This window comes from Streptomyces sp. JLYT201, from assembly GCF_059448825.1.
The window spans coordinates 8870845-8896418 of the sequence record NZ_CM182551.1 but is presented as its reverse complement, the minus strand read 5'-3'; the positions used below and the strand labels follow the sequence as shown (position 1 = coordinate 8896418).

Below are 25574 nucleotides of genomic sequence, written 5' to 3'. Positions count from 1 at the left end.
AGGTGGGTCCCGTGCGTCCCGGGTCGTCGCCCGGGTCGTACCGGCGTGTACCGAGCGGCACCGGGTGCGCCCGGGGCGTGCCCCGGCCCGGTGTTAGCGTTAACACGAGCGAGTTGGAGCGTCGCGGCGGCCGGGGCGGATGTCAAGGCCCCGCGCACCGTTCAGGCCATGCGGAGGCCGTCGGCACGCCGGCCCGAGGGGCCGCGCCGGGGCGTGAACCGCGCCACGTCCGGTCCGTCGCTGAACCTCGGCCCTCCGTGCCCCGTCTGCCAGACGGGACGGCACTTGATGTGGGTGAGGAGCACGTGTGGACGTCCGTACGCTCGCCGCCCTGGCGGAGGCCGGCGGCTCTCCCCTGCGGCTGCACGCCGTGCCCGCGGCACCGGCCGCCTTCGTCACCGAGGTGCTGCTGCACGACGCGCACGCGCCGCTCCCGCACACACCCGGGGCGCTCCTGCTCGCGGTCGGCGTGCGGGCGGCCGCGGCCGGGCCACTGGTGCGGGCCGCGGCCGAGGCCGGTCCGGCCGGGGTCGTGGTGCGGGGCGGGGGCGGGCCGGTCGAGGAGGCCGAGGCGCACGGCGTGGCCTTGCTCGCGGTCGACGAGGGGGCGTCCTGGCACCGGGTGCATCTGGCCCTGGCCTCGGCGATCGGCGCACGGCCCGCCTCCGACGGCGGCACGGGCGACCTGTTCGCCCTCGCCGCCGCGATCGCGGCGGCGACCGGCGGGGCGACGGCCGTGGAGGACCCGCGCCAGCGGGTCCTCGCCCACTCCACCGTGCCCGGTCAGCCGGTCGACGAGGACCGCAGGCAGAGCATCCTCGGCCGTCAGGTCCCGGACGGCGTGGCCAACGCGGAGCAGGTCCGCCTCGTGTACGGCTCGGCCGGGCCGGTGCGGCTCCCCCCGCTCGCCGCTGGCGCCCTGCCGCGGCTCGCGGTGGCGGTGCGGGCCGGGGGCGAGTCCCTCGGCGCGATCTGGGTGGTCGACAGCGGCTCCCTCGCCGAGGACGCGGAGGCGACCCTGGCCCAGGGGGCGGCCACGGCCGCGCTGTTGCTGCTGCGCGCCCGCGTGGCCCGGGAACAGGCCCGCGACCGGCACACCGAGCTGGCGCGCCGTCTGCTCGACGGTGCGCCGGACGCGGCGACGGCGGCGCGCCGCCGGGGGTGGGACGCGCTCCGCGTGGCCGCGTTCGTCCTGGATGCCGCGGCGAGCGTGCCGGACGCCGAGCGGACCTCGCTCCGCCTCCTCGACGTCGTACGCCTGCAGTGCGAGGCCCGCTACGGGCAGCACGCGTGCGTGCTCCTGGACGGGGCGGTGTACGCGCTGCTGCCCGCGCCCGGTGCGCGCGGCGGGGTGTCCGGGACCGCCGGGCGGCAGCACCGCTCGTCCTCCGCCATGTCCCGCGCCTCGCTCGCCGTGTCGCCCCACGCCCTGTGCCACGTTCTGTCCCACGCCCTGTCCCACGTCGCATGAAGTCTCCCTCCCTTCCGCGCGGTTACTTGTGGTGCAACCGGTCACGCCCAGCGTCGGGCCCGGCCCTGCCGGGGGCATGCGGCGGCCGTCCAGGGATTCCGCGCGCGGTTTGTGCGCTCGGCCAACAGGCTGTCGCAATCGGTCTGCTAGACGGCCGGGCGGCGGGTGGACGGCCGTACGGCTGGGGGGGCGAAAACCGGTTGCCCGGCCCCCCGCCGGGGCCGCAAGCTCGGCGCATGTCCTTCGCATCCACACCCACGTTGCCGCCCGCCCCCGCCGACCGTCCGGCGCGTGGTCAGCAGCAGCCCGGCTGTCCGTGGAGGTCCGCGCCGCCGCTCCGGTGAGCGGGCACCTGGTCGCGGGGCTCGTCGCCGGGTACGGCATCGCCATGCCGGTGGGGGCGGTCGCGTTGTATCTGGTGGGGCTCACCGCCCGGACGTCGTGGCGGGTGGGGGCGTGCGCCGCCCTAGGGGTGGCGACGGCCGACGGACTGTACGCCCTGGTCGCCACCCTCGCGGGGGCCGCCGCGGCCCCTGTCGTCGCACCGGTGATGGGCCCGCTGCGCTGGATCTCCGCCTGCGTCCTGGTCGCCCTCGCGGCGCGCGCGGCCGCGACGGCCGTCCGACAGCACCGCGCCCCGCGCATGGCCGCGCCCCGCGACGACGGCCCGCCGAGCCCGGCTCGCGCGTACGCCGTCTTCCTCGGGATCACCCTGCTCAACCCCACCACCGTCGTGTACTTCGCAGCGCTCGTGGTGGGCAGCGGGTCCGGCGCGGACACGGATCGCCCCGGGCAGGCGGTGTTCACGCTCGCCGCCTTCGCGGCGTCCGCGAGCTGGCAACTGCTGCTCGCCGGGGGTGGGGCGCTCCTGGGCCGCGCCCTGACGGGCCGCCGGGGCCGCCTCGTCACGGCGCTGACGTCCAGCGCGGTGATCACGGCGTTGGCGGTGCGTCTGGTGGTGGCGAGTTGAGTCGTCCGCCCGCCCGCGGGCTCGAGGCCCGTCACGGCCGGGCGGGGCCGGATCGTGTACCTACTAGTATGTACGCGATCCGGCCCCGCCCGGGGCGCACCGCACCTCCAGAAGGAGTCCCGCCATGCCCCTCGTCCGCATAGACGCCCTGCGTGCCGACGGGGCGCGCCTCGACGCGCTCGGGCGGGCCGTCCACGACGCGCTGGTGGAAACCATCGGCATTCCGCGCGACGACCACTTCCAGATCCTGACCAGCCACGACGGCACCGACAGCACGCTGCGGCACGGGACGTATCTGGGTGTGCGTCGTGACGACGGGATCGTCTACGTCGTGATCACCATGCGGGCCGGACGTACGCCCGACCAGAAGCGCGCCCTGTACCGGCGGATCGCCGAACTCGCCGAGGAGTACGCGGGCACCGAGCCGCGGAACGTGTTCATCACCGTGCTGGAGAACGGGTCGGCCGACTGGTCGCTCGGCCACGGCGAAGCCCAGTACGCCCCGGCCGAGTAGCCCCGGGGCACCCCGCCTCACCAGAACCGCGCCGACGCGCCGCCGTACACCAACACCTGGAGCAGCGGGGGCAGTTCCTGGTGGGACTGGGCGAGCCGGGCCCGGCGCCGGGCGACGGCCTGCTCGGCCTTCCCCACGCGCATGAGCGGCCCGCCGCTCCACCACCGCGTCGACGTACACGCTGACGGCGGCCTCCCTCTGGCTGCGCTCGGCGGGCGGGAAAGCCCGTACGGAGACGGGGCGCGCGGGGCGGGGCCGCCCCGGGTGGCGCCGGGTCAGTGGACGCGACCGGCGCCCCGGTGCGTCGGGCCGTGGCCGCTCGGGCAGTGCGGGGCGACGGAGGCGGGCGGCGTCGCGGCTGCGGCCGGGTCCTCGTGGTCGATCTGGAGCGTGGTGTGCGTGAGCCCGTACGCGTCGGCGAGGCGCTTGTCCAGCTCGCGCCGCACGGCGTGGCAGTCGCCGCCGGGGTGGACGAGCACGTGGGCCGACAGGGCGGGTTCACCGGACGTGATGGTCCAGATGTGCAGGTCGTGGACCTCAGCGACGGAGGGCATCCCGGCGAGTTCGCCCCCGATCGCGTCCGGGTCGAGGCCCGCGGGCGCCGCTTCCAAAAGGATGCGGCCGGAGTCGCGGAGCAGCCCGCAGCCCGCCTTGACCATGAGGGCGACGACGAAGAGCGTGGCGATGGTGTCGGCGCGGGCGAAGCCCGTGGTCATGACGATGACGCCCGCGACGGCCGTGCCGATGAAGGCGTACAGGTCGTTGAGGATGTGCTGGTAGGCGCCCTCGACGTTCAGCGAGGAGCGGTTGGCCTTGGACAGGCACCAGGTCGCGGCGAGGTTGACGGCCACGCCGGAGAGCGCGGTGGCGAGCACCATCCAGCCGGTGACCTCCGGCGGGTGCAGCAGCCGCTGCACGGCCTCGAAGCCGAGCCAGGCGGCGGCGAGCAGCAGCGTGAGCCCGTTGGCCTGGGCGGAGAGTATCTCCGCCCGCTTCAGGCCGAAGGTGTACGTGCCCTTGGCGGGCCGCGCGGCGAGCCGCATCGCGACGAGCGCGAGCACGATGGAGAAGGCGTCCGTGAGCATGTGGACGGCGTCGGATATCAGCGCGAGGGAACCGGCCATGAAAGCGATGACCGTCTCGGCGGCAATGAAAACGCCAATCAATACGAGGGCGAGCGAAAGCCATCGCCGGTCGGCGTCGGCGGAGACGCCATGACTGTGCCCGGCGTGACCTCCGCCCTCGTGGGCGTGTGTGTGCTGATCCGTATGAGCGTGCCCCACGGAGTTTCCCCCCACGTGTGCCGACGAAGGCTGCCGCTGGGGAGTCAAGCGCAATTCCGTCAGCACCGCAAAGGCTGCATCGGTGACCGTTTTCAATTCCGGTCCGCGGCCTGCTTCTTGGCACCCAGTGTCCGGAATTGCGGGCCGGGGTCGGCTCAATTCAGCACGTTTGGCCGCGCGGACGGCGTGTGCGGCACGACCCTCCACCCCTTCGTCACCCACCCTTCCCCGGCGTGCCGTCTGGACTTCGGGCGGGCCCCGCGCTCCAGCTGGAGCGAAAGTAGGGCAAAAATACTCACAAGACTTGAAGAGGTGAAAGCGTCCCTAAACGCCCCACTCACCCCCATCGCGCCCCTCAACTTGTGACTCACACCACTCAGGATGAGCAAAGGATCTTGTTCCGCGTATCCACATGGCGGGATCCCGTGTGCCACGATGCCACCGTGTTGCTCGACCACTCAGGAAATCGCCACTGAATCAGTGGCGACTCCACTGATGACTTCTTGAACGTTCGGCTGGCCGTCATACGGGGGACGAGAATGCCGACCATGATCGTTATCGGGTATCGGGACGACCTCCATCGGGCGTTGCGGCGCCGGGGCCTCGATCCCTTCTACATCGTGCAGCAGCCGACGCATGCGCTCCGCGGCGTCGACTTCACTCGTGTCACCGATATCGAGAACGCCCAGGAAATCCTGCGGGCGGTGCTCTCCGCGCGCATCCGTGATGCCGCGGGAGTGCTCACCGTCCATGAAATGGGCGTCTTCGGAGCCGCCTTTCTGCGGCAGCAGTTGAACCTTCCCGGAAACACGGACTTGAGGACGGTCCCCTACTTCCGGGACAAGTACCTGCAGAAGAGCAGGCTGCCCGCGGGCATCGCGCGGGCGCGCTGTCGATACGCCACCCCGGACACCACGTTCGCCGATCTCGTCGACGATCTGGGCGGCACCTTCGTCGTCAAACCCGCGACCGGAGCCGGGTCCCTGCGCACCAGCGTCGTCCGCTCTCCCGAGGAGTACGCACGCGCCCTGGAACCGCTTCCCGGAGACTCGGACGTCGCCGTCGTCGCCGAATCGTTCATCACGGCGCCGGAAGTCTATATCGACGGCATCTGGGAGAACGGCGACCTTCGGTGGTCGTCGATGACGCGCTATCACGACTCGCCGCTGCGCGCCGCGCAAGGCGGCGTCCTGGCCGCGCACCTCCTGGACAAGAGGCGGCACGAAACGCTGTTCTCCCAGGCCGAGACGCTCGCCCGGCAGGTGCTCGGCCACCTCGACGCGCCTTCCTGCGTGTTCCATCTGGAGGCGTTCGTCCAGGATTCGGGGCTGACGTTCGGCGAGTGCGCCATCCGCCTCCCGGGGGCGCTCTCCCCGCAGATCAACCAATTGACCTACGGCGTCGACCTCTTCGACGTCGAAATCAGCCTCGCGCTCGGGGAAGGAGTCACGCAGACCCTCGACGACCGTACGCCGGATCGCTTTCACGGCTATCTGCTGCTGCGCCGCCCGAAGCGGGGAAGACTCACCCGCGAGGACTTCGAGCGGAGCTTCCTCTTCGACGAGATCGAGTACTCTTCCGCGCCCGATACGCCACTCGGACCGTACGGCAAAGTGGGCCATGCGATCGTGTCCGACCACGATGAGCTGAAACTGCGGCAGACGATCGAGGAAATCGTCCACTTCAACGAGGGCGACTGACACCGTCCCGCTCCGCGGCCTCGGCATCACGGGCTCTTCTGTGGGCACCCCAGCGCACCCCGGCCACGTCCCACGTGCGGGGCAGTCGCGGCTTCGCCCTCCCCTCTTTTCCTTCTCACCTTTCCGTCTCATCGCAGGCGCTCACGGCTCTTCCGCGCTGTTTTTGGCTGGAGGTTCGTTCCGATGCCGGATCACCGTTCTTCTTTGACTGCTCCGTATGTGACTGTTGCTCATGTGCTCGAGCGTGCGGCTCATGACACGACTCGTGGTGTCACCTTCGTCGGCGGCTCCTTCCTCTCCTACGCCGAACTGTGGGAGTCAGGACGCCGGATCGCGCGGGGGCTGCGCGGCTTCGGCGCCGCCCCGGGCGACCGGGCGCTGATCGCCGCCCAGGACCCGGAGGGCTTCGTCCGCGCCTTCTGGGGGTGCGTGCTCAGCGGTGTCGTGCCGTGCCCGGTCGCGCCGCCCGCCGACCCCGCACTCCGGCACGCGCGCCTGGCGCAGCTGCGCGCGCTCCTGGGCGACCCGCTGTTCCTCGTGCCCAAGGCCGCGCACGGGGACCTGCCCGAGACCGGCCTGCGGACCGTCACCGTGGAGGAGCTGAGCCAGGCCTCCCCCGAGGACGACCACATGCACGCCCCCGCCCCCGACGACCTCGCCCTGCTGATGCTCACCTCCGGGTCCACCGGCGCGAGCAAGGCGGTCGAGCTCACCCACGCCAACCTCCTCGCTGCGGTGGCGGGCAAGGCCGGGGCGCTCGGCCTCGGGCCCGACGACACGATGATGAACTGGATCTCGGCCGACCACATCGCCGCGGTCGAGGCGCACCTGCTGCCGATGTCCCAGGGCGCGGAGCAGGTCATCGCGCCACCGGAGACGGTCCTCGCCGACCCGGTGGAGTTCCTCAGGCTGCTCACGGCACACCGGGTGCGCGTGGCCTTCACTCCCAACTTCCTGTTCGGGCAGATCAATCAGGCGCTCGCCCAGGGGCCCGCCGGGCTGCGGGACATCGACCTGTCACAGGTGCGGCACATCATTTCCGGCGGCGAGGCGACGGTGACCGCCACCGTGCGGACCTTCCTGGACGCCCTCGCCCGGCACGGGCTGCGCGAGGACGTCGTCGTGCCCGCGTTCGGCATGACGGAGACCTGCGCGGGCAGCGTGTTCAACCGTGGCTTCGCCGCCCGCGACGGGGAGCCGGAGTTCCCTCCGCTCGGCCGTCCGGTACGGGGGCTGCGCATACGGATCGTGGACGGTGACGGCACGGTGCTCGCCGCCACCGCCGAGGAAGCCACCGCCGAGGAAGCCACCGCCGACGAAGCCACCGTCCAGGAAGCCACCGCCGGAGAAGCCTCCGAACCCGGTGAAGTGCAGCTGCGCGGCACCATGGTCACCTCGGGCTACTTCGGCAACGAGCAGGCCACCGCGCGGGCGTTCACCACCGACGGCTGGTTCCGCACCGGCGACCTGGGGTACCTCGACGCCGAAGGACGGCTGACGCTGGTCGGCCGCGCCAAGGACTCCATCATCGTCAACGGCGTCAACTACTACAGCCACGACCTGGAAGCGGTCCTGGACGAGCTCGGCGAGGTGCGGCGCGGCCAGGTCGCCGCCTTCCCGGTACGGCCCGAGGGGGCGGACTCCGAGCAGCTGGCCGTCGCGTTCGTACCGGCCGGGGCCCCCGTCGACGAGGCGGCCGACGCCGCCCTGTACCGGGCGATCGTGGCGATCCGCAGCTCCACCGTGCTGCACTGGGGGTTCCGCCCCCAGCTGATCCTCCCCGTCACCGCGGCCGACCTCCCGCGCGGCAACCTCGGCAAGGTCCAGCGCTCACGGCTGCGCGCGGCCGTCGAGGCCGGGGACCTGGACGGCGCGGCCCGCCGGGCCGAGGAGGTCAGCACCCGCTTCCTCGGCGCCCACGCGGCCCCGAAGGGAGCGGCCGAGTCGACGCTCGCCGCCCTCTACGCCCGCGTCCTCAACACCCGCGAGGTGTCCGTGACCGCGAGCTTCTTCGACCTGGGCGGCACCTCCCTCGACGTGCTGCGCCTCAAGCTGGAGATCCAGACCGCGTTCGGCATCGACGACGTACCGATGGCGACGCTCCTCCAGGCCCCGACCGTACGGGCCCTCGCCGCGCGCCTGGCCGCTGGGCGGGGCGGCGGCGACGCGGCCTACGACCCGCTGGTGCCGCTCCAGGTGACCGGGGACGGCACCCCGCTGTTCTGTGTGCACCCCGGCCTCGGCGAGGTCCTGGTGTTCGTCAACCTCGCCAAGTACTTCACAGGCGAGCGGCCCTTCTACGCGCTGCGGGCGCGCGGGTTCGGGCAGGGCGAGACCCACTTCGCGTCGTTCGCCGAGATGGTCTCCGCCTATGTGGCGGCGATCCGGCGGGCCCAGCCGCGCGGGCCGTACGCCGTCGCGGGCTACTCCTACGGCGGCGCGGTCGCCTTCGAGATCGCCAAGCGCCTCGAGGCCGAGGGCGACGAGGTCGGCTTCGTGGGCGTCTTCAATCTGCCGCCGCGCATCTCCGCCCGCATGAACGAGATCACCTTCACCGACGGCGCGATCAACCTGGCGCTCTTCCTCGAACTGATCGGCGCCGCCGACGTGGAGCGGCTCACCGCGACCCTCCGCCCCCTGCCCGAGGCCGACCAGCTCGCCTACCTCGTCGCGCACGCGCCGCGGCGCCGGCTGACCGAACTCGACCTCACCGTCGAGCGGTTCACGGCGTGGGTGCACCTCGCCCAGAGCATGGTGCGCCTCGGCCGTACCTACGAGCCGTCGGGGTCGGTCGGACAGGTGCGGGTCTTCTACTGCACCCCGCTGCGCGGCACCACCCAGGAGTGGCTCGACGGCCAGCTGCGCCACTGGGACGCGTTCACCCGCGGCCCCAACCGGTACGTCGAGGTCGCCGGGGAGCACTACACCCTGATGGGCCCGCAGCACGTGCGGACCTTCCAGGCGACCTTGCGGCAGGAACTGACCCGCGCGCTCGGCCGATGAGCCCGGCCCCGACCCCCGCCACCGCCGACACGAGCAGGAGCCGCTGACCATGCGAGGCAAAAAGATCCTCATCACCGGCGGGACCGGGCAGGTCGCCCGGCCCGTCGCCGAGGCGCTCGCCCCCGACAACGAGGTGTGGTGCCTGGGCCGCTTCGGCGACCGGGCCGCCCGCGCGGCGCTGGAGGAGCGGGGCGCCCGCACCTTCACCTGGGACATGGACTCCGGTGGCCTGGACGGCCTGCCGCGCGACTTCACCCACGTCCTGCACTCGGCGGTGCACCGCGGCGACAGCGGCGACTTCGACGCGGCGGTGCGCGTCAACTCCGTCGGCACCGCGCGCCTGATGACGCACTGCTCGGCCGCGGCGGCGTTCCTGTACGTGTCGTCCGGAGTGGTCTACGACCGGGCGGACCCCGCCCACCGCTACCGCGAGGACGACCCCCTCGGCGTGGGCGCGCCGTGGCTGCCGACCTACCCCGTCGCCAAGCTCGCCACCGAAGGCGTGGTGCGCGGCCTGGCCGAGGCGCTCGCGCTGCCCACGGTCATCGCCCGGCTCAACATCGCCTACGGCCCGTACGGGCACGGCGGCGTACCCATGATCATGTTCCGGGAGATGCTGCGGGGCCTGCCGTGCGCGGTGCCGCGCGAGGGCCAGAACTACTGCAACCCGGTGCACACCGACGACGTCGTGCGCCAGGTCCCGCTGCTGTGGGAGACGGCGCGGACACGCGCGCGGGTCGTCAACTGGGGCGGCGACGAGGAGGTCGGCATGACCGACCTCCTGGAGTACATGTCCGCGCTCACCGGCGTGCCGGTCACGCTGGAGCGCGGCGACCGCAGCCGGGGCACGGCGGTCTTCGACCACACGCTGCGCCGCAGTCTCATCGGCGACTGCGCGGTCGGCTGGAAGGCGGGCATCGCGCGCACCCTGGCCGAGCTGTTCGGGGAGTACCGCGACCGCATCGACGCGTACGTCGGCCCGGGCGCGGCCCGGTGAACGGATCCGGGGCGCCCCGGCAGCCGGGACGCCGGGGCGGGCGGGAGAACCACGTGTCCCCTGTGACGAAGAGGAGTGCCTAGCGTGCGCAGGACCGCAGACATCGACGCGCTTCAGGACGTGCTGTGCGCCGCCCTCGGCTCCCGCGAGCCCGTGTGTTCGCTGGGGCATCTCGCCCAGGACACCGCCGCGTTCGCCACCCTGGACCCGGCGGTCGTGGAGCGCCCCACCCTGATCAGCGGCGGGGTGCCGTACGCCCCGACCGGCCCGGTGCCCGCGCCTGCCGCGCTCGACGAGCTGCTCGGGCGGGCCGAGGCGCTGGGCGTGCCCCAGGTCCTCGTGCCCCAGGTGCGCCGCAGCGACGACACGGGCGTGCTGCGCCGGGCCGGTTTCGTCCCCGTCGCCGTGGACCCCGAGTGCGTGTTCCGCCTCGCCGGGGACGTGGACGAGGCGCTGCGGACCCGCGTCGGCGCCGACCGGCTCGCCGAGCTGCGCCGCCGCCACGCCGAGGCGGCCCGCGAGGTCCGCTGGGAGCGGGTGCCGCTGCGGGAGCTCGACGGGCGTGCCGGGGTGCGCGAGGCCTTCGTGGCGCTGCACGAGGACTCCGCCCTGTACACCGCCGACGCCCTCGACGCGCTGGCCCGCGGCCCGTTGGCGGAGCGCACCGAGATGCTCGTGGCCCGCCGCGGGAGCGCGGTCGTCCAGGCCGGTCTCCTGACGCGGTCCCACAACGGCCGGGGCGTCTACTGCCTGGCCCTGGCCACGCGCGACGACGGTCCCGGTGCGGCCCGCGACCTCCAGGAGGCGGGCCTGTACGGGGTGTACCTCGACGCCCAGCGGTCCGGCCTGGCCTGGGTGCACCTCGGCCGGGGCGACGCCGGCCGCGGGCGCGGTCTCGGGGCCGATCTGTTCGTGCCCGTCGACCACTGGCTGCGGGCCCCCGGCCTCGCCCCCGCCGAGGCGGACCCGGGCGAAGCGGTCCTTTCGGCCTTCGCGGCGCCGCCGGTCGCCGCGGTGCCGGTGCCGGGCCCGGCCCGGTTCCGGCGTCAGCCGCGGTTCGACGTGGTCGACCTGTCGAGCAACACCAATCCGTTCCTGGGGGCCGCGAGCCACTACCCCGAGCTCGACACGGCGGAGCTGGCCCGGACGTATCTGTCGACGGTGGCGCGGCTGCCCGGCCACGCGGGGGTCGGCGCGCTCACCGCGGACCACGTGCTGTTCACCAGCGGGGCGGTCGACGGCGCCCTGCTGCTCCTCTCCGCGCTCGCCTCGCCCGGCGAGCGCGTCTGCGTCACGTCGCCGACGTTCCCGCTCTACGACCACTTCGCGCGCGTGCTGCGGCTGCCGGTCGTCGACGTGCCGTTGCGCGGCGGGGATCTGGACGACCTGGACGTCGAGCGGATCCTGGCGGCGGAGCCGCGGGTGACCCTCCTGTGCGACCCGAACAACCCGGTCGGGACCAGGCTCGACCCGGCGCGGGTGCACGCCCTGGTGGCGGCCGGCCGAGGGCTCGTGGTGATCGACGAGGCGTACGTCGAGTTCAGCGAGAGGCCCTCGTACGCCGGACTCGTCGCGCGCTACGACAACCTCGTCGTGCTCAGGACGCTGTCGAAGGCGTGGGGTCTCGCCAGTGCGCGCTGCGGCGTCGTCCTGGCCCGGCCGGGCGTCGTCGACGCACTGCGGCGGGTGCAGGTGCCCTTCGGGTTCACCGACGCGTCGCAGCGGGCGGTGCGGGACCGGCTGACGGACGCGCCGCGCGTGCTCCGCAGCGTCCGGCGCGTGCGCGCCGAGCGGGAGTGGATGGCGGCCGCCCTGGCCGGCCATCCCGCGGTGGAGCGCGTCTTCCCTTCGGAGACCAACTTCCTGCTGGTCCGGCTGCACAAGCACGAGCGCGTCATGGACCGGCTGCGCGACGCGGGAATTCTCGTCGCGGACACCGGGCGCGTCATTCCCGATACCTGTCGCGTCTCCATCGGCGAACGGCGTGCGAACCATTCCCTGCTCGCCGCGCTCACCGCCGCTGTGTGAATCAGTCCCGCGGGGCCCCGGTGAATTCCAGGGGTGCGTTGGGGCCGTCCTTTTCCTCTATCACCAGGAAGGAGAGGACTTCCTCGCCGATATTCCTCATGTCGTGGAGGTGGAACGCGCCTTCGGCGATACGGAAACGCTGGGTGTGGCCGCGTTCGTACGTGATCTCGCGGCTGGACCCGTCGCCCAGGTGCTGACGGGCCCGGCCGCTGGTCAGGGCTATCCAGACGTAGTCGAGGACGTGCCGGTGGACGGGGATCCGCTCGCCGGGGCCGAGGCGGGTCTCCCAGATGCGTACGGATGCGGTCTCGGCCAGGAGCGAGGAGCCGACGCGGCCGTTGTGGGCGTTCTTTTCGAAGTCCTCGTGCAGCGGCGGACTCCAGCGGTCGAACGCCTCGGCCACCACGGTGCTGACCAGCGGGAGAACGGCGGGATTTCCTTGACCCATGAACCGGACCCTTTCGGTTTCGGGCGTGCGCCGGTGTCCCGGGAACGGGCGGCCGACGATCCGGCCCAGGCTATCCCCGGCGGAATTGCGGCGACAAGAATCAGTCAGGGAATACGTAGAGGACCTGGGGTTCACCCCAGGCCACGAAGTGGTCGGCGGGGGTGGCGCCCAGGCTGTCCAGAAGGTGGCGGGAGCGGGTGTTGGCGCGCTGGGTGACGGCGACCACGCCGGGGATGGCGGAACGTATCGCCTGCCGGGCCCAGCCGACGACCGCGTGGACCGCCTCGCGGGCGTAGCCCTGGCCCCAGTGCTCGGGCAGGAGCTGGTAGGAGACCTCGGTGCGGCCGTCGTGGCCGTCGGGCTCGGCCACGACCAGGCCGAGCACCGCGCCGTCGTGCCGCTCGACGGCGAACGCCCCGGGCACGCCCACGCAGTGCTGCTCGCGGGCGCGGACGACGTCGGCGGTCACGGGCCCGCCGAGGTGCCGCCGGACCTGCGGGTCCGTCCACAGCCTGACGGCGTGCGGCACGTCCGGCTCCGCGACCGGGCGCAGGGTCAGGCGCTCGGTCGCGAGCGTCGTCGGCCAGTCGAGCACCGGGCGCTCCGGGGCCTCCTCCGGTGCTGTGGGTCGTTCCGCTGTCGTGCCCCCATCGGATGTCATGGGCCCATCGAAGCAGAGGCAAGATCGTGGTTCACAGGGGCGGTGTCGCCGGGGCCGGGCCGAGCGTGGTCGTCCCGGGTGCGGCCCGGTGGCCGAGGCCCGTGCGGTAGGCGTCGAGGGCGGCCTCGACGCGCCCGGTGCGCCGCAGCAGGTCGCCGAGCAGCCGGCACAGGTCGGCCAGGTCACCGGCCGCGCTGGAGCGCTCCAGGAGGGACAGGGCCGCGCAGTAGTGCTCTTCGGCGGACTCGGTGTCGCCGCGCTCCTCCGCGATCAGGCCGAGCAGGCGGTGCGCGCCGCCCGCGTGCACGGCGCCGCGCTCGGCGCCCAGCGGCCCGGGGTCGGAGCCGTCCGCGCCGGAGACGAGCAGCGGCCGCAGCAGGGCCTCCGCCTCGTCCGCCCGGCCGCGCCGCCGCAGCACGTCGGCGAGCTCGACCTCGACCTGCTCGGTGAAGAGGGCGGCCCGCTTGGAGGCGAGCATGTCGCGGGCCGTGCGCAGCTCGCTCTCGGCGCGTTCGAGATCGCCGTCCTGGGCGTGGACGTAGCCGCGCATCCAGTGGCAGTGGGCGAGTTCGGTGCGGATGTGCAGCTGGCGGTAGAGCTCCTGCGCCTTGGCGAGGGACGCGTCGGCCTCGGCGGTGCGGCCCTCGGCGATGAGCGTACGGGCGACGCCGCGGTGCATGTGGGCGACGAGCGCGGGGTCGCTGACGCTCGGGGCGAGGGCGAGGGCCAGCTCGGCGGCGTGGGCGGCGCGGGCGTGCGCGCCCATGTCCATGTACGGCGCGATGGACGCCGTGTACAGGAGCAGCAGCGCGTCGGGGTCGTGCAGGCCCGCGGCGTTGAGCTCGTCGAGGGTGCTCTCCAGGAGGTAGCAGGCGTAGCGCAGTTCGCCGGTGAGCAGGTGCGCGGTGGCACGGCCGCGGATGGCGGGCACGCGGCGCGGCAGCGGCTCGTCGGCGAGCAGGCGCTCCACGGCGGCGAAGCAGTCGCGGGCGTCGGTCAGCTCGCCGGACTCCAGGAGGCAGTCGCCGAGGCCCTGGAGGGCGGCGGCCTGCTCGGACGGCAGGGCGTGGGCGACGGCTTCCTCGTGCAGGGCGCGGAAGACGGCGGCGGCGTCCTCGGGTGCGCCGGTGGCGAGGGCGCGCCGGGCGTCGGTGAGCCGCAGCCGCAGATCGGTGGCCAGGCGGGCGGGCCGCCCGGTGGCCAGCTCCTCGTAGCCGACGCCGAGGCGGCCCGCGAGGTGTCTGAGGGCCGCTTCGGAGGGCCGCACCTTGCCGGACTCCAGGGTGGAGACGTACGCGGGCGTGTAGGCCGGTTCGGCCAGCTGCCGCTGGGTGAGCCCCCGTTCGGTGCGCAGCCGCAGCACGCGGCGGCCGATCTCGGCCGGGTCGTCGAGCCGCGCCCCCTCGGGGCTGTTTTCCGCCACCTCTCCCCCTCCGTGGACCCTCCGTGGGTCCGTGACCTGAGCTAAGTCGATGGGCGCGGGGTTGGATAGGGGCCGGACGGGTTTGCCCGGTGGCGTGAAGTCACCCTCAACTCATGTGCCTCAAGTGAAACTTCACGTACTCATTGCCTCTTCCGTCGCGGCCCCCTACGTTGAGCGGCGCGTTAATCCTACTTAACTCGCCGCTTAATGCGCGGCCTTGAGGAGGCCCCCACATGACCAGCGACATATCAGGCATACCGACCCGCACCAGACGGAAGCGTCTCCGGGTCGCCCTCGCGGCGGGCGTCACGCTCGCGGCGACCCTCTCCGCCACGGGCGGGGCGGTCGCCCACCCGGAGCCCTCCGCCGCCGAACCCTCCCGGAGCGTCGAGTACTTCGGCAAGGACGGCCACCCCCGCCACACCGAGGTGCCCGCGCCCGCGCCGCTCACGCGCGAGGAGCGCTCGGAGATCGCGGGCGGCGCCGACGGCGACGTCGTGCCGATCGTGCAGAACGGCCCCGTCGGCACCAAGGCCGACGTCGTCTTCATCGGCGACGGCTACACCGCCGCCCAGCAGGAGGACTTCCACGCCGACGTCCGCACCAAGTGGGCGGAGGTCTCCAAGGTCGAGCCGTACGCCTCGTACAAGAACCTCTTCAACGTGTGGGCGGTGGACGCCCACTCGCGGCAGTCGGGCGTCTCGGGTGACCCGACGAGCAACGTCCGCAAGGACACCGCGCTCGGCTCGTCCTTCTACTGCGACAACATCGAGCGCCTGCTGTGCGTCGACACCAACAAGGTCGAGGCGTACGCCCGCAAGGCCGCGGACCCCGACGTGGTGATCGTGCTCGCGAACTCCACGAAGTACGGCGGCGCGGGCTACAACGACATCACCTCGCCCTCCGGCTACGACGGCATCGCCACCGGCTCCTCCGACAACGCCCAGTCCTCGCAGGTCGTCGTGCACGAGCTGGGCCACTCCCTGGGCAAGCTCGCGGACGAGTACTGGTACGACGAGTACGGCACCTACACGGGCGCCGAGCCCTCCTGGCTGAACAGCAGCAAGCTCACGGCCGCCCAGCTGACCGCGCAGAAGAAGAAGTGGTACCGCTGGATCGGCCAGGCGTCCCCCGACGGCGGCACCGTCGGCGCGTACGAGGGCGGGAACTACTACCCGCGCGGCCTGTACCGGCCCACCGACAACTCGATCATGCGCACGCTGGGGCGGCAGTTCAACCTGCCCGGGCGCGAGGCGATGATCGCGGGCTTCCACCGGCACGCCTCGGTGGCGACCAGCGCGACGCCCACCGGCAGCGAGGTGCGCCGCAAGCAGCGCGTCGCCGTCGAGACGGGCGAGGGCGTCCGCCTGCGCTGGTACGTCGACGGCCGCCCGGCCAAGAAGGGCAACGACGCGCGGTCCGTCACGCCGCGCTCCCTCGGCGTGCCCGCCGACGGCCGCGCGCACACGATCTCCGTGCGCGCCAAGGACACCACGAAGGCGGTCCGTGACCCCGCCCTGCGCAAGCTCCTGACGAGCGAGCTGACCTGGCACGTCATCCGCTGACCCGCGGAACCCGCATGACGGCCCCCCGGGCGGGGCAGCCTTCTGGCCCGCCCGGGGCGGCCCACCGCCGCCCCGCCCCGTTCACCGGAGGTGGCACACCATGACCGCCGACGACCCGCGTCCCCTGCTCACGCAGGCCCGTGAGCTGCTGCCCGGCCTCGTGGCCACGCGGCGCGCCCTGCACCGCGCGCCGGAGCTCGGCCTGCGACTGCCGCGTACGCAGGCCACGGTCCTGGCCGCCCTGGAGGGCCTGCCCCTGACGGTCGCCACGGGGCGGTCTCTCAGCTCCGTCGTGGCCACCCTCGACGGCGCGCACCCGGGCCGGACGGTGTTGCTGCGCGGCGACATGGACGCGCTGCCGCAACACGAGGACACCGGCCTGGAGTTCGCCTCCGAGGTGCCGGACGCCATGCACGCCTGCGGCCACGACCTGCACACGGCGATGCTGATCGGCGCCGCCCGGCTGCTCGCCGCGCGCCGGGAGGACCTGCGCGGCCGCGTCGTGTTCATGTTCCAGCCGGGCGAGGAGGGCGACGGCGGCGCCCGGCACATGATCGACGAAGGGGTCCTCGGGACCCGCGGGGAGGGCGGCGTGGACGCGGCCTTCGCCCTGCACGTGTCGACCCGGCTCGACTCCGGCACCGTGCACCTGCGTCCGGGGCCCGCGCTCGCCGCCCACGACACCCTGCACGTGACGGTCCGCGGCCGCGGCGGCCACGCCTCGGCGCCGCACCGGGCCCTGGACCCCGTACCGGTCGCCTGCGAGATCGTGCAGGCCCTCCAGACGATGGTGACGCGCACGGTCCACGTCTTCGACCCCGCCGTGGTGACCATCGGCAGGATCGAGGCGGGCACCACCACCAACATCATCCCGGAGACCGCCGAACTCCACGGCACCCTCCGTACGTTGACCCCCGCCACGCGGCAGCTGCTGCGGGAGAACGTGGCCCGCGTCGCGCACCACGTCGCGGCCGCGCACGGCGCCACGGCCGAGGTGGAGCTGCCGGAGGGCTATCCGCCCGTCGTCAACGACCCGGACCGGACCGCGGCCGCGCGCGCCGCCGCGACCGCGCTGCTCGGGCCCGACCGGGTCCACGAGCTCGCCGAGCCCGTCATGGGCGCCGAGGACTTCTCCTACGTCCTCGAACGGGTCCCCGGCGCCATGGCGTTCCTCGGCGCCTGCCCGCCGGGGGCGTCGCCCGACGACGCGCCCGACATCCACTGCAACCGGGTCGTGTTCGACGAGGACGCCATGGCCGTGGGCAGCGCCGTCCACGCGGCCGTCGCCCTGCGCTTCCTGGGCGACTGACCGCGCGGACGGCCCGGGCGGCGGGCCTCAGACCACCGCGCCGTCACCGCTCCCGCGGCGCCTCGCCTCCAGGGGGCTGCGCGGACGGGGGCCCTCCGAAGGGCGTGCCGGGCGCCGGGGCGCCGGGCTCCGCCGCTCCAGGAGGACCGCCGCGGGCACCGCGACGGACACCGTCGAAGCCATGCCGAGGACGACACCGGCGATCAGCGCGAGGGAGAAGTCCGCGAGCGAGTCGCCGCCGAGGACGGCGAGGGCGGCCAGGACGAACAGCGCGCCCATGCCGGTGTTCACGGTGCGCGGCAGGGTCCGGACGACGGCCTTGTTGGCGAGGTCCGCCAGATCGGTGCGGGGGTCGCGGCGCCGCGCCTCGCGCACCCGGTCGAAGACGACCACCGTGTCGTTGACGGAGTAGCCGATGACCGTGAGCACAGCCGCGAGGAAGACGCTGTCGACGGTCTTGCCCAGCCAGGCGAACAGGCCGACCACTAGGAGCACGTCGTGCACCATCGCGGTGACGGCGGCCGTCGCGAACGTCCACCGGAACCGTACGCTCAGATAGATCAGCTGGGCGGCGACGGCGATGCCGAGCGCCACCAGCGCCTTCTGGCGCAGCTCGGCGCCGAGGCTCGGGCCGACGCGTTCGTCGCGTTCGACGGTCACCTCGCCGCCGGGGCCCGCCAGGGCCTTCTTGATGCGCTCCTGTTCGCCGTCGCTGAGGTCCCCGGTGCGGACCGTGATGTCGTCCTCGCCCGACTCCTGCACCACGGCGCGCGGGAAGCCCGCGTCCGCGACGGCCTCGCGGGCGCTGTCGGCGTCCACGCGCTGGCTGGTGCTGTACTCGACGAGGCGGCCGCCCGTGAACTCGACGCCCAGGTCGAGCCCGCGCACCACGATCCCCGCGACCGCCACGGCCACCAGGAGCGCGCCGGCGCCGAGCCAGCGGCCCCCGTGGCGCACCAGGCGGGGGTTGCGCCGGGCCAGCAGGGTGCGGACGCGGCCGGTGGTGGCCAGGCCCGTGAGCCGCGGCCGGGTACGGACGGAGCGGCGCCGCACGGCTGCCTCGGCGAGCGCCCTCGTGACGACGAAGGACGCGACCATCGACACGAGGACGCCGATCGACAGGGTCACGCCGAAGCCCTTGACCGGGCCGGTGGCGAAGAAGAACAGCAGTCCCGCGGCGAGCAGCGTCGTGACGTTCGAGTCGACGACGGCGCTCCAGGCCTTGGTGAAGCCGGTGTGCAGCGCCTTGGCCATGCTGCGCGGGGCCCCGGCGGTGCGGGACGCTCCGTCGGGGCGGAGGGCGCGGGGGCCCAGGTACTCCTCCCGCGCACGTTCGAAGACGAGGACGTTGGCGTCCACCGCCATGCCGATGGCCAGCACGAACCCGGCGAGGCCGGGCAGGGTGAGGGTGGCCCCCACCGCGAGGAGCGCGGCGTACGACATGAGTCCGTACAGGGCGAGCGCGACGGTGGCGAGGGCGCCGAGCAGCCGGTAGACGACGATGATGAACAGGCCGGTCAGGACGAGGCCGATGAGCGCGGCCTGGGTGCTCGCTTCGATGGCGGCGGCGCCGAGCGTCGGGCCGACGGTGCGCTGTTCCACCACGTCGACGGGGACCGGCAGGGCGCCGCCCTTGACGAGGGCGGCCAGGTCGCGGGCCTCGCCCTCGTCGAAGCCCCCGGTGATCTGGGTGCTGCCGCCGGTGATGCCGGTCCCGCAGCGCACGTCGGCGTTGACGCCCGGCGCGGAGACGACCTTGCCGTCGAGGACGATGGCGACGCGCCGCTGCGGGGCGTCCTGCGGCGCGCAGGCCGCCTCGCCGGTGACGCGGGCCCAGTCGCCCGCGGCCTTCTTGCGGAAGTCGAGGGTGACGTACCAGCCGTTGAGGGTCTGCTGGTCCAGGGCCGCGGCGGCGTCCTTCACGCCGTCGCCGGTCAGCGCGGTCGGGCCGAGCCTCAGCTGGCCGCCGGGCCGGTCGGGGTCGGGCAGGGTGCGGGAGCCGTCGGCGGCGGGCGCGGCCTTGCCGGGCCGGTTGGTCGCGCCCGTCACGGGGTGCACGGTGAGCTGCGCGGTGCGGCCGATGACTTCGGCGGCCTCGCGCGGGTCGCGTACGCCGGGCAGCTCGACGACGATCCGCTTGGCACCCGCCTGGGCGAGGCTCGGCTCGGACACGCCGAGGGCGTCGACGCGCTGGCGCAGCACCTCGACGGCCCTGCGGGTCGCGGCCTCGTCGGCCTTGACGGTGGGTGAGTCCTTGGTCTCCAGGACGATCTGGGTGCCGCCCCGCAGATCGAGGCCGAGGCGGGGTGACTGGGTGAGGGCGAGGAACAGCGAGGCGGCGACGGCGACTAGCGCGACGATCGCCCGCCACAGAGGTGCGCGGGGCATGGGTGTACTCCACATCCACGATGAGGGCATGACGGAGGGGGACGGCGCGGCGGCCGGGCGCGCGAAGTGCCCGTCAGGCGGCGTCCTGAACGGTGTCGTTGCTCATCCGTGGCGGTGGGCCGCGCGGCCGGGGCCCGGCGTCGGGGTGCCGCCGGTCCGGGGCCGTGCCGCGCGCGGGTGCGGCGGGCCCGCCGACGGGCCGGTGCGGCGCGCGGTCGGCAGCCGTGGTGGCCGGGTACGGCGGGTGCGGGAGGTGCGCGTGGTGCGGGTGCGCGACCGTCGCGTGGACGACGCGCGGGAGGTCCGGGGCGCGGGGGCCCACGCTGTCGCTGTGGGAGCGGTCCGGGGCGGCCATCGCCGTGGGGACCGCGGGGCCGGTCCCCGGGGCGCGCGACGGCACGGCGAACGCCAGCACCGCGACGACCACCGAGAGGACCGAGGCGGCAAGCCGGGCGGACCGGGCGCGGTGCTGCACGCGGGCCTCCTGGCCGGGTCGGCGGTCGTCGGGAGCCCGCGGCCGGGGCGGCCGCGTTCGGGGTGCCAATCGCTCAACGCGGAGGAGGGCGGGCAGGTTCCCGCCCGGGGGGGCGCGGGGGCTCGGCGACGCGGGAGCTCGGCGACGCGGGAGCTCGGCGGCTCGGCGGCTCGGCGGCTCGGCGGCTCGGCGACTCGGCGACTCGGCGGCTCGGCGGCTCGGCGGCTCGGCGGCTCGGCGGCTCGGCGGCTCAATGGTCCTGGCCTCGTGGGGCGCACGGGCTCGGGCCACGCGGCCCCAGCCCAGGACGTCCGCCCCGAGCAGCCCCAGCCCTGGACAGCCTCGCCCCCCCCCGCATCACCTCAGCCCCACGCGACCCCAGCCCAGGACGTCCGCCCCGAGCGGCCCCCGCCCCCGCTTCGCCCGCGGCAGAACGTACTTCGCCCATGGCAGAACATCGCCCCGCGGGCCCGCCGCGCTCCTACGCTGAGGCCGTGACCAGCCATGCGACGAACGCCTCGCCCCCTCCGCCGCGGCCGGACCGGGACGCCCGCGTCATTCCCCTGCGCCCGGCCGCGCCCGCCCCCGCCGCCAAGGAGCCCCTGTGGCGTGACGTCGTCGGGACCGTGCTGCGACGGGAACGCCTGGCCCAGGAGCGCACGTTGAAGGACGTCGCGGACGCGGCGCGGATCTCGGTGCCGTATCTCTCGGAGGTCGAGCGGGGCCGCAAGGAGGCGTCGTCGGAGGTCCTCGCGGCGGCGGCGCACGCGCTCGGCCTCGGCCTCGGCGATCTGCTGGGGCTCGCGCACCACGAGCTGACGGCCGCCGCGCGGCGGGCGCGCGGCGGACTGCGCGGGCCGGGGGCCGCGGGCACCCGGGCGCCGCGGGCCGTGGTGTCGCGCACCACTGTGGCGCAGGCGTCCGTGGCGCGGACCTCCGTAACGCAGGCGTCCGTAACGCAGGCTTCCGTGGCGCGGCTCGGGAGGGGTGGCCCGCACCAGGGCCTGCTGCGGCTTGCCGCCTGACGCGCGAGGGCCCGTGGGGGCCCGCGTCCGTCGTCGGGACGCGGGCCCCCACGGGCCCGGTGAAGGGTTACGCCTTGGGCCACCACGGGGCGGTGGTGTCCCGCAGCGTGTTGGTGCCGCAGTGCACCTCGCCCATGCCGATGTGGTACGTGTACCAGTCATCGATGTAGGTCGTGGTGAATCCGGCCTTGGCGTACACGGAGTTCACGGCCTCGGTGAAGATGTCCTTGCCGCCGATGACCGGGCCCCACTGCTGCGGCGCGAGGTAGCGGGTCGGGCTGAGCAGGACGCCGTTGACCGCGCCGGGGATGTAGGCGCTGTTCTGCCAGGCCGCGGCGGCCCGGGTGCGGCCCTTGGCGCCCGCGTCGGCGCGGCTGTCGTCGCCGCGCAGCTGGTTGAACTTGCGCAGCGAGTCCGGGCCGAGGCGGCGCAGCTTGCGGCTGTTGCTCAGGCCGCCGCCTCCCTGGCCGTCGCGCACGTACAGGCCCGGCACCCGCACGATCTCGGCGTCGGTGACGCCGGTCTCGCGCTTGAGGGTCGCCAGGTTGGCCTCGATGCGCTCGGCGGCCAGCTTGTTGTCCGCCTTGAACTTGGCGGAGCCGAGGACCTTGTCGATGGTCTCCTTGGGCGCGGGGACGTCGGAGCCGCGCGGCACCGAGAACATCTTCTTCGCGCCGTGGCCCTCGCGCTGGGCCTTGCGCAGGATCTCCACACCGGCCTTCGGGTCGGCCACGCCGATGCGCCAGCCGCGCTCGGTGTCGGCGGGCAGGAACTGGACGAACTCGTCCACGTGCCCGACCGACAGCCAGGAGGTGTCGAGCAGCAGCGGGTCCTGGGCGCCCTGCGACTTCAGGAAGGTGCGCATGGACTTGGCGGGCTTGGAGCCGTTGTCCTTGCGGTAGCCCTGGATGATGCGTCCGGCGGGGTAGTCCTTGTTCCCGAGCTTGTACGGCGGAATGGTCTCCAGGTTGCCCATGGAGTTGAGCGTCCACTCCTCGTTGGCTCCGGCCTTGGCGACCTGCACCACGCCGACGTCGGGGCCGCGCAGCTTCTCGAACAGCTCGCGGCCCGCCGGGCGGTCGAGCTGCGCGGAGCGGATCAGCACGCGCATCGTGCGCGGCTTGCCGTCCGGGCCCGGCATGCTGGCGTAGCCGGGCTCCACGAAGTCCTGCGCCCAGATGTCGCCGTACTTGGTGAAGGTGGTCAGCGGCTTGCTGATCCCGGCGTCCTTGACCTGCTTCGCCAGGGCCTTGACGAACTTCTGCTGGGCCTTGCTGTACGCGTCGCGGCCCGGCACCTTGGTGACCAGGACTTCCTGGGCCTTCTGCAGGTGGTGCTGGGTGAGCACCGGCGCGGTGCGCAGCACGACGTCGTCGGAGCGGGACGGGCCGTCGCCGCCGACGGTGAACCGGACGGTGATGTCGCCGTTCCACTGCGCGGCGTCGCGCACCACGTCGGTCGCCTCGATGCCCAGCTCGACGCCGGAGCGCAGCTCCGCAGCGGTGAGCTTGTCGGTGGGCTTCAGCAGGGACCAGCGGCCGTCGCGGTGGATGAACAGACGGGCCTTCTTCGCGCCCGTGCCCACCACCTTCACGGTGCCGTGGCTGCCCGCGGCGGCGTCGGGCAGCGGCACCGTCCGCAGCCGGGCCAGGTCGAGGGCGTCCTTGGCGCCGTTGACCTTGGTGTCGGACGCGTCGTTGCACCGGGCGAGCTTGGCGCTCGACAGCGGCCGTCCGTTGCTGTCCTTGACGGGGCAGCGCTTGGCGTCGTCGTCTATGTTCGGCAGGACGATCGCGCCGCGCTCCCGCGTCCAGGTGTTCTCGCCGCGGCTGTCGCTGTCGCCCTCGACGTCCACGCGCCCGTCGCGGTTGACGTCCGCGCGCAGGTCGGGCTTGTTCGCCGGGGCCGGGGTCGCGGCGTCGGCCATGGCCGTGGCCCCCGTCGCCACGAGGACCCCGGCCGCGCCGGCCGCCAGGGCCATCTTTCTCCAGCTGTGCGTGTGCACAGTTCCCCTCTCCTTGTCAGGGCCCTCTGGTCGGTTGGTCGGTGGGCGAGGGCCACTGCTGGAGAAGAGTCCGCGCGGGGGCGGCCGGTTGCCCGGAACCGGAGGACATCGGGGGTCACACGTGCACTTACTTCGGCCGACAGCCGGACCAAAAGGCTGATATCAGGCACCGGGAATCCCCGGGTGGCCGTCGGGCGTCCCCGACAGCGGCCAACCGGACATCCCCCGCGGCGGCCGTCAGATGGACCCGAGGTCCGAGGAGATCCACCGCTGCGGGCGCAGCCGGACGACGATCTGCTCGCCGTGCCCCTTCCAGGCCTCCTCCACATAGCCGTCGACCTTGTCGGCCGGGAGGTAGCGGGCGGAGATCTCGTGCAGCTGCTCGCGGGTCGCGGGCTCCGTGGCCACGACGGGGCCCTCCACCGACACGTACCGGACGGACGGCTCCACGCGCTCGACCATGAGCGTGAACCGCCCCGCCGCGGCGATCAGTTGCGCCTTGCGCGACTCCTTGCCCGTCATGATCCAGATCTCGCCGCCGGGCTCGTACTGGTACCAGATCGGGACGGCGACCGGCGCCCGCCCCTCCTCTCCCGCGTCCACGGACAGCGCCGCGATGTGCGCCTGCGCCAGGAACTCCTCGCGCTCCTCGGGTGTGAGGGCCATCTGTGTCTCCTTCGTACGTACGTCAGGACCGTGCGGCCGGCGCCCCGGACGGCGGGGCCTCGGGCGTGCCGCGACATCCCTACCCCGCCGAAAGCCCGTTTGATTCCCCCTCCGGCCGGTCTTCGCGAGGAAGGAGCGGCGGGGCGCGGCCGTCAGCGCTGGGGCGGGGTGAGGCCGTAGCGCCGTACGACGTCGTCGAACCAGTCGGGGTGGCCGTAGGTCAGCCCGTACTTCTCGGCGAGTTCGTCGAAGGCGCCGCGGTCGCTCGTGCTGGCGGCCACCAGGTCGGCGAGTTCCTGAAAGTAGCGCTCGAAGCCACCCGGGGTGATGATCTCGATGATGCGGCCGGGGGTGTCGCCCGCGTTCCACATGGCGTGCATCTGGCCCCGGGGTTTGATGATGTAGCCGCCCGGGCCGATCACGGTCTCGGCGTCGTCGGAGCGGAAGCCGATCTCGCCCTCCAGGACGATGGAGTACTCGTCCTCCCTGGTGTGCAGGTGGGCCGGGGTGATCACGCCCACGCCGAAGGGGTGTTCGACGATGGACAGCGGACCTCCGGAGGCGGCACTGCTCAGCTTGAAGTCGGCGCCGAAGCCGGGGATGGGCGCGTGGTGGCCCTCCCCCGGCTGTACGACCGTGAGGCGCGGGACGCTGGTGCTCATGGGGGCGTTCCTCCCTGACCAGGTGCGGTGCGCCCCGGGGCTCAAGTCGCCGCTCACGAAGGGACTTCGGACCGACGGCCCCCGGACTCGGAGGCTTCGGGCCGCAGTGGCGCGCTGTCTGACGCGGGCCACCCTGCCGTACAGGTTTCGTTACGGTCAATGACTGAAACTTCCCCATGGGGTGTGCGAGGGGCTCCGGTCAGGGTGATTCCGGACAGGAGGAGCACGTCATGAGCAGCAAGGACGCGGGAGCGCCCGCACCGCGCCCCGGCGGCAGACCCCGGGATCCGGCGATCGAGGAGGCGATCCTCAAGGTCGCCCGGGCGCGGATCGCCACCGACGGCTGCTCGCGCCTGACGACCGACGGCTACTCGCGCCTGACGATCGGCTACGTCGTCGCCGACGCCGGAGTCACGCGTCCGACGCTGTACCGGTGCTGGGCGAACAAGCGCGAACTCGTCGCGGACGCCCTCCACTACGGCCTGCGCAATCAGCACGAGGCCCATCCGCCCACGGACGTGGAGCGGATGACTCCGCTGGAGGCGTCCACCGAGGCCGTACGGCGCCTCGACCTGCGCTACCACAACGAGCGGGCCATGGCCCTGCACGGCAACTTCATGGGCGAGGCCGAGCGCGAGCCGGAGCTGTTCACGCAGCTGCGCGAGCGCGGGAACGAGCCACGCTGCGCGGAGCTGACGCGCATGCCGCGCCATCTTCAGGACGTGGGCCGTACGCGCGGACGCCGATCTCGACACCGCGGTGACCCTGCTTCGGCAGCTACTTCGGCGACAACCTGCGCACGGGGCGGAGCACCCCGGCCGATCTCGCCGACCGGGCCGTCGCCGCGCTGTGGCCCGCCTTGCGGGCGCACGAGCAGCCCGAGGCGCAGCCGAAGGCGCTAAACCTCCCGCTGGCAAAGGGAAATCCGGCCAATGATGCGGCTGAGGTGCCGTTGTCATGTCGACGGGACTTACGCCACTC

Annotated in this window: 21 protein-coding genes; 11 read left to right on the top strand and 10 right to left on the bottom strand. The window is 73.6% G+C overall.

Annotation, left to right across the window (positions count from 1 at the left end; genetic code table 11):
* The first annotated feature begins 307 nt into the window (after window positions 1-307).
* From AC5WAM_RS37850 to AC5WAM_RS37840, 3 genes are all read left to right on the top strand, one after another.
* Window positions 308-1471 (top strand): hypothetical protein, encoded by a 1164-nt coding sequence (locus AC5WAM_RS37850; protein WP_495520375.1) that lies wholly within the window; start codon window positions 308-310, stop codon window positions 1469-1471.
* 340 nt (window positions 1472-1811) lie between these two features.
* Window positions 1812-2441, top strand: coding sequence for a LysE family transporter (locus AC5WAM_RS37845; RefSeq protein ID WP_495523736.1), 630 nt, complete (start codon window positions 1812-1814; stop codon window positions 2439-2441).
* Window positions 2442-2565: 124 nt separating this feature from the next.
* Window positions 2566-2955, top strand: a complete 390-nt coding sequence (locus tag AC5WAM_RS37840; protein ID WP_495520374.1) for a tautomerase family protein — start codon at window positions 2566-2568, stop codon at window positions 2953-2955.
* A 17-nt stretch (window positions 2956-2972) separates the two neighbouring features.
* Here the strand turns inward: AC5WAM_RS37840 and AC5WAM_RS37835 are convergent, their stop codons facing one another.
* Both AC5WAM_RS37835 and AC5WAM_RS37830 read right to left on the bottom strand, forming a co-directional pair.
* Window positions 2973-3098, bottom strand: coding sequence for a hypothetical protein (locus AC5WAM_RS37835; protein WP_495520373.1), 126 nt, complete (start codon window positions 3096-3098; stop codon window positions 2973-2975).
* Between the two features lie 132 nt (window positions 3099-3230).
* Window positions 3231-4253 (bottom strand): cation diffusion facilitator family transporter, encoded by a 1023-nt coding sequence (locus AC5WAM_RS37830; protein ID WP_495520372.1) that lies wholly within the window; start codon window positions 4251-4253, stop codon window positions 3231-3233.
* Window positions 4254-4777: 524 nt separating this feature from the next.
* Here AC5WAM_RS37830 and AC5WAM_RS37825 point away from each other — a divergent pair.
* From AC5WAM_RS37825 to AC5WAM_RS37810, 4 genes are all read left to right on the top strand, one after another.
* Window positions 4778-5938 (top strand): ATP-grasp domain-containing protein, encoded by a 1161-nt coding sequence (locus AC5WAM_RS37825; protein WP_495520371.1) that lies wholly within the window; start codon window positions 4778-4780, stop codon window positions 5936-5938.
* Between the two features lie 183 nt (window positions 5939-6121).
* A complete protein-coding gene (locus AC5WAM_RS37820; protein WP_495520370.1) occupies window positions 6122-8941 on the top strand; it encodes an alpha/beta fold hydrolase in 2820 nt (939 codons plus the stop codon).
* A gap of 49 nt (window positions 8942-8990) precedes the next feature.
* Entirely contained in the window at window positions 8991-9938 is a 948-nt protein-coding gene (locus AC5WAM_RS37815; RefSeq protein ID WP_495520369.1) for an NAD-dependent epimerase/dehydratase family protein, read from the top strand.
* Between the two features lie 84 nt (window positions 9939-10022).
* Window positions 10023-11966 carry an aminotransferase class I/II-fold pyridoxal phosphate-dependent enzyme gene (locus AC5WAM_RS37810; protein WP_495520368.1) on the top strand — a complete coding sequence of 648 codons (1944 nt, stop codon included), beginning with the start codon at window positions 10023-10025 and terminating at the stop codon, window positions 11964-11966.
* A 1-nt stretch (window position 11967) separates the two neighbouring features.
* Here AC5WAM_RS37810 and AC5WAM_RS37805 read toward each other — a convergent pair whose 3' ends face one another.
* The 3 genes from AC5WAM_RS37805 to AC5WAM_RS37795 all read right to left on the bottom strand — a co-directional run bounded on the left by AC5WAM_RS37805 (window position 11968) and on the right by AC5WAM_RS37795 (window position 14498).
* Window positions 11968-12414 carry a cupin domain-containing protein gene (locus AC5WAM_RS37805; protein ID WP_366792802.1) on the bottom strand — a complete coding sequence of 149 codons (447 nt, stop codon included), beginning with the start codon at window positions 12412-12414 and terminating at the stop codon, window positions 11968-11970.
* Between the two features lie 100 nt (window positions 12415-12514).
* Entirely contained in the window at window positions 12515-13075 is a 561-nt protein-coding gene (locus AC5WAM_RS37800) for a GNAT family N-acetyltransferase (RefSeq protein WP_495520367.1), read from the bottom strand.
* A gap of 31 nt (window positions 13076-13106) precedes the next feature.
* Window positions 13107-14498 (bottom strand): helix-turn-helix domain-containing protein, encoded by a 1392-nt coding sequence (locus AC5WAM_RS37795; protein ID WP_495520366.1) that lies wholly within the window; start codon window positions 14496-14498, stop codon window positions 13107-13109.
* Between the two features lie 233 nt (window positions 14499-14731).
* Here AC5WAM_RS37795 and AC5WAM_RS37790 point away from each other — a divergent pair, with 233 nt between their 5' ends.
* Both AC5WAM_RS37790 and AC5WAM_RS37785 read left to right on the top strand, forming a co-directional pair.
* Window positions 14732-16063: a M64 family metallopeptidase gene (locus AC5WAM_RS37790; protein WP_366792799.1), complete on the top strand. Its 1332-nt coding sequence runs from the start codon at window positions 14732-14734 to the stop codon at window positions 16061-16063.
* A gap of 100 nt (window positions 16064-16163) precedes the next feature.
* The gene (locus tag AC5WAM_RS37785; protein ID WP_495520365.1) at window positions 16164-17372 is read left to right on the top strand and encodes a M20 metallopeptidase family protein; all 1209 of its coding nucleotides are present in this window, start codon (window positions 16164-16166) and stop codon (window positions 17370-17372) included.
* Window positions 17373-17399: 27 nt separating this feature from the next.
* Here AC5WAM_RS37785 and secD read toward each other — a convergent pair whose 3' ends face one another.
* Window positions 17400-19760, bottom strand: coding sequence for a protein translocase subunit SecD (gene secD, locus AC5WAM_RS37780; RefSeq protein WP_495520364.1), 2361 nt, complete (start codon window positions 19758-19760; stop codon window positions 17400-17402).
* Between the two features lie 73 nt (window positions 19761-19833).
* Window positions 19834-20235, bottom strand: a complete 402-nt coding sequence (locus AC5WAM_RS37775) for a hypothetical protein (RefSeq protein WP_495520363.1) — start codon at window positions 20233-20235, stop codon at window positions 19834-19836.
* Between the two features lie 446 nt (window positions 20236-20681).
* On the opposite strand from AC5WAM_RS37775, the gene AC5WAM_RS37770 reads away from it, so the two are divergent.
* Window positions 20682-21260 (top strand): helix-turn-helix domain-containing protein, encoded by a 579-nt coding sequence (locus AC5WAM_RS37770; RefSeq protein WP_495520362.1) that lies wholly within the window; start codon window positions 20682-20684, stop codon window positions 21258-21260.
* A 67-nt stretch (window positions 21261-21327) separates the two neighbouring features.
* Here the strand turns inward: AC5WAM_RS37770 and AC5WAM_RS37765 are convergent, their stop codons facing one another.
* From AC5WAM_RS37765 to AC5WAM_RS37755, 3 genes are all read right to left on the bottom strand, one after another.
* Window positions 21328-23241: a protein-arginine deiminase domain-containing protein gene (locus AC5WAM_RS37765; protein WP_495523735.1), complete on the bottom strand. Its 1914-nt coding sequence runs from the start codon at window positions 23239-23241 to the stop codon at window positions 21328-21330.
* 261 nt (window positions 23242-23502) lie between these two features.
* A complete protein-coding gene (locus AC5WAM_RS37760; RefSeq protein ID WP_495520361.1) occupies window positions 23503-23931 on the bottom strand; it encodes a pyridoxamine 5'-phosphate oxidase family protein in 429 nt (142 codons plus the stop codon).
* 152 nt (window positions 23932-24083) lie between these two features.
* The gene (locus AC5WAM_RS37755) at window positions 24084-24593 is read right to left on the bottom strand and encodes a cupin domain-containing protein (protein WP_495520360.1); all 510 of its coding nucleotides are present in this window, start codon (window positions 24591-24593) and stop codon (window positions 24084-24086) included.
* A 230-nt stretch (window positions 24594-24823) separates the two neighbouring features.
* On the opposite strand from AC5WAM_RS37755, the gene AC5WAM_RS37750 reads away from it, so the two are divergent.
* Window positions 24824-25495 (top strand): TetR/AcrR family transcriptional regulator, encoded by a 672-nt coding sequence (locus AC5WAM_RS37750; protein ID WP_495520359.1) that lies wholly within the window; start codon window positions 24824-24826, stop codon window positions 25493-25495.
* Window positions 25496-25574 lie beyond the last annotated feature (79 nt).

Excerpts from the sequence above, each read along its gene's own strand:
- AC5WAM_RS37840 (WP_495520374.1), top strand. The coding sequence starts at position 2,566 with ATGCCCCTCGTCCGCATAGACGCCCTGCGTGCCGACGGGGCGCGCCTC.
- AC5WAM_RS37835 (WP_495520373.1), bottom strand. The coding sequence starts at position 3,098 with ATGCGCGTGGGGAAGGCCGAGCAGGCCGTCGCCCGGCGCCGGGCCCGG.
- AC5WAM_RS37825 (WP_495520371.1), top strand. The coding sequence starts at position 4,778 with ATGCCGACCATGATCGTTATCGGGTATCGGGACGACCTCCATCGGGCG.
- AC5WAM_RS37820 (WP_495520370.1), top strand. The coding sequence starts at position 6,122 with ATGCCGGATCACCGTTCTTCTTTGACTGCTCCGTATGTGACTGTTGCT.
- AC5WAM_RS37815 (WP_495520369.1), top strand. The coding sequence starts at position 8,991 with ATGCGAGGCAAAAAGATCCTCATCACCGGCGGGACCGGGCAGGTCGCC.
- AC5WAM_RS37805 (WP_366792802.1), bottom strand. The coding sequence starts at position 12,414 with ATGGGTCAAGGAAATCCCGCCGTTCTCCCGCTGGTCAGCACCGTGGTG.
- AC5WAM_RS37800 (WP_495520367.1), bottom strand. The coding sequence starts at position 13,075 with ATGACATCCGATGGGGGCACGACAGCGGAACGACCCACAGCACCGGAG.
- AC5WAM_RS37790 (WP_366792799.1), top strand. The coding sequence starts at position 14,732 with ATGACCAGCGACATATCAGGCATACCGACCCGCACCAGACGGAAGCGT.
- AC5WAM_RS37785 (WP_495520365.1), top strand. The coding sequence starts at position 16,164 with ATGACCGCCGACGACCCGCGTCCCCTGCTCACGCAGGCCCGTGAGCTG.
- secD (WP_495520364.1), bottom strand. The coding sequence starts at position 19,760 with ATGCCCCGCGCACCTCTGTGGCGGGCGATCGTCGCGCTAGTCGCCGTC.
- AC5WAM_RS37770 (WP_495520362.1), top strand. The coding sequence starts at position 20,682 with ATGGCAGAACATCGCCCCGCGGGCCCGCCGCGCTCCTACGCTGAGGCC.
- AC5WAM_RS37765 (WP_495523735.1), bottom strand. The coding sequence starts at position 23,241 with ATGGCCCTGGCGGCCGGCGCGGCCGGGGTCCTCGTGGCGACGGGGGCC.
- AC5WAM_RS37760 (WP_495520361.1), bottom strand. The coding sequence starts at position 23,931 with ATGGCCCTCACACCCGAGGAGCGCGAGGAGTTCCTGGCGCAGGCGCAC.
- AC5WAM_RS37755 (WP_495520360.1), bottom strand. The coding sequence starts at position 24,593 with ATGAGCACCAGCGTCCCGCGCCTCACGGTCGTACAGCCGGGGGAGGGC.
- AC5WAM_RS37750 (WP_495520359.1), top strand. The coding sequence starts at position 24,824 with ATGAGCAGCAAGGACGCGGGAGCGCCCGCACCGCGCCCCGGCGGCAGA.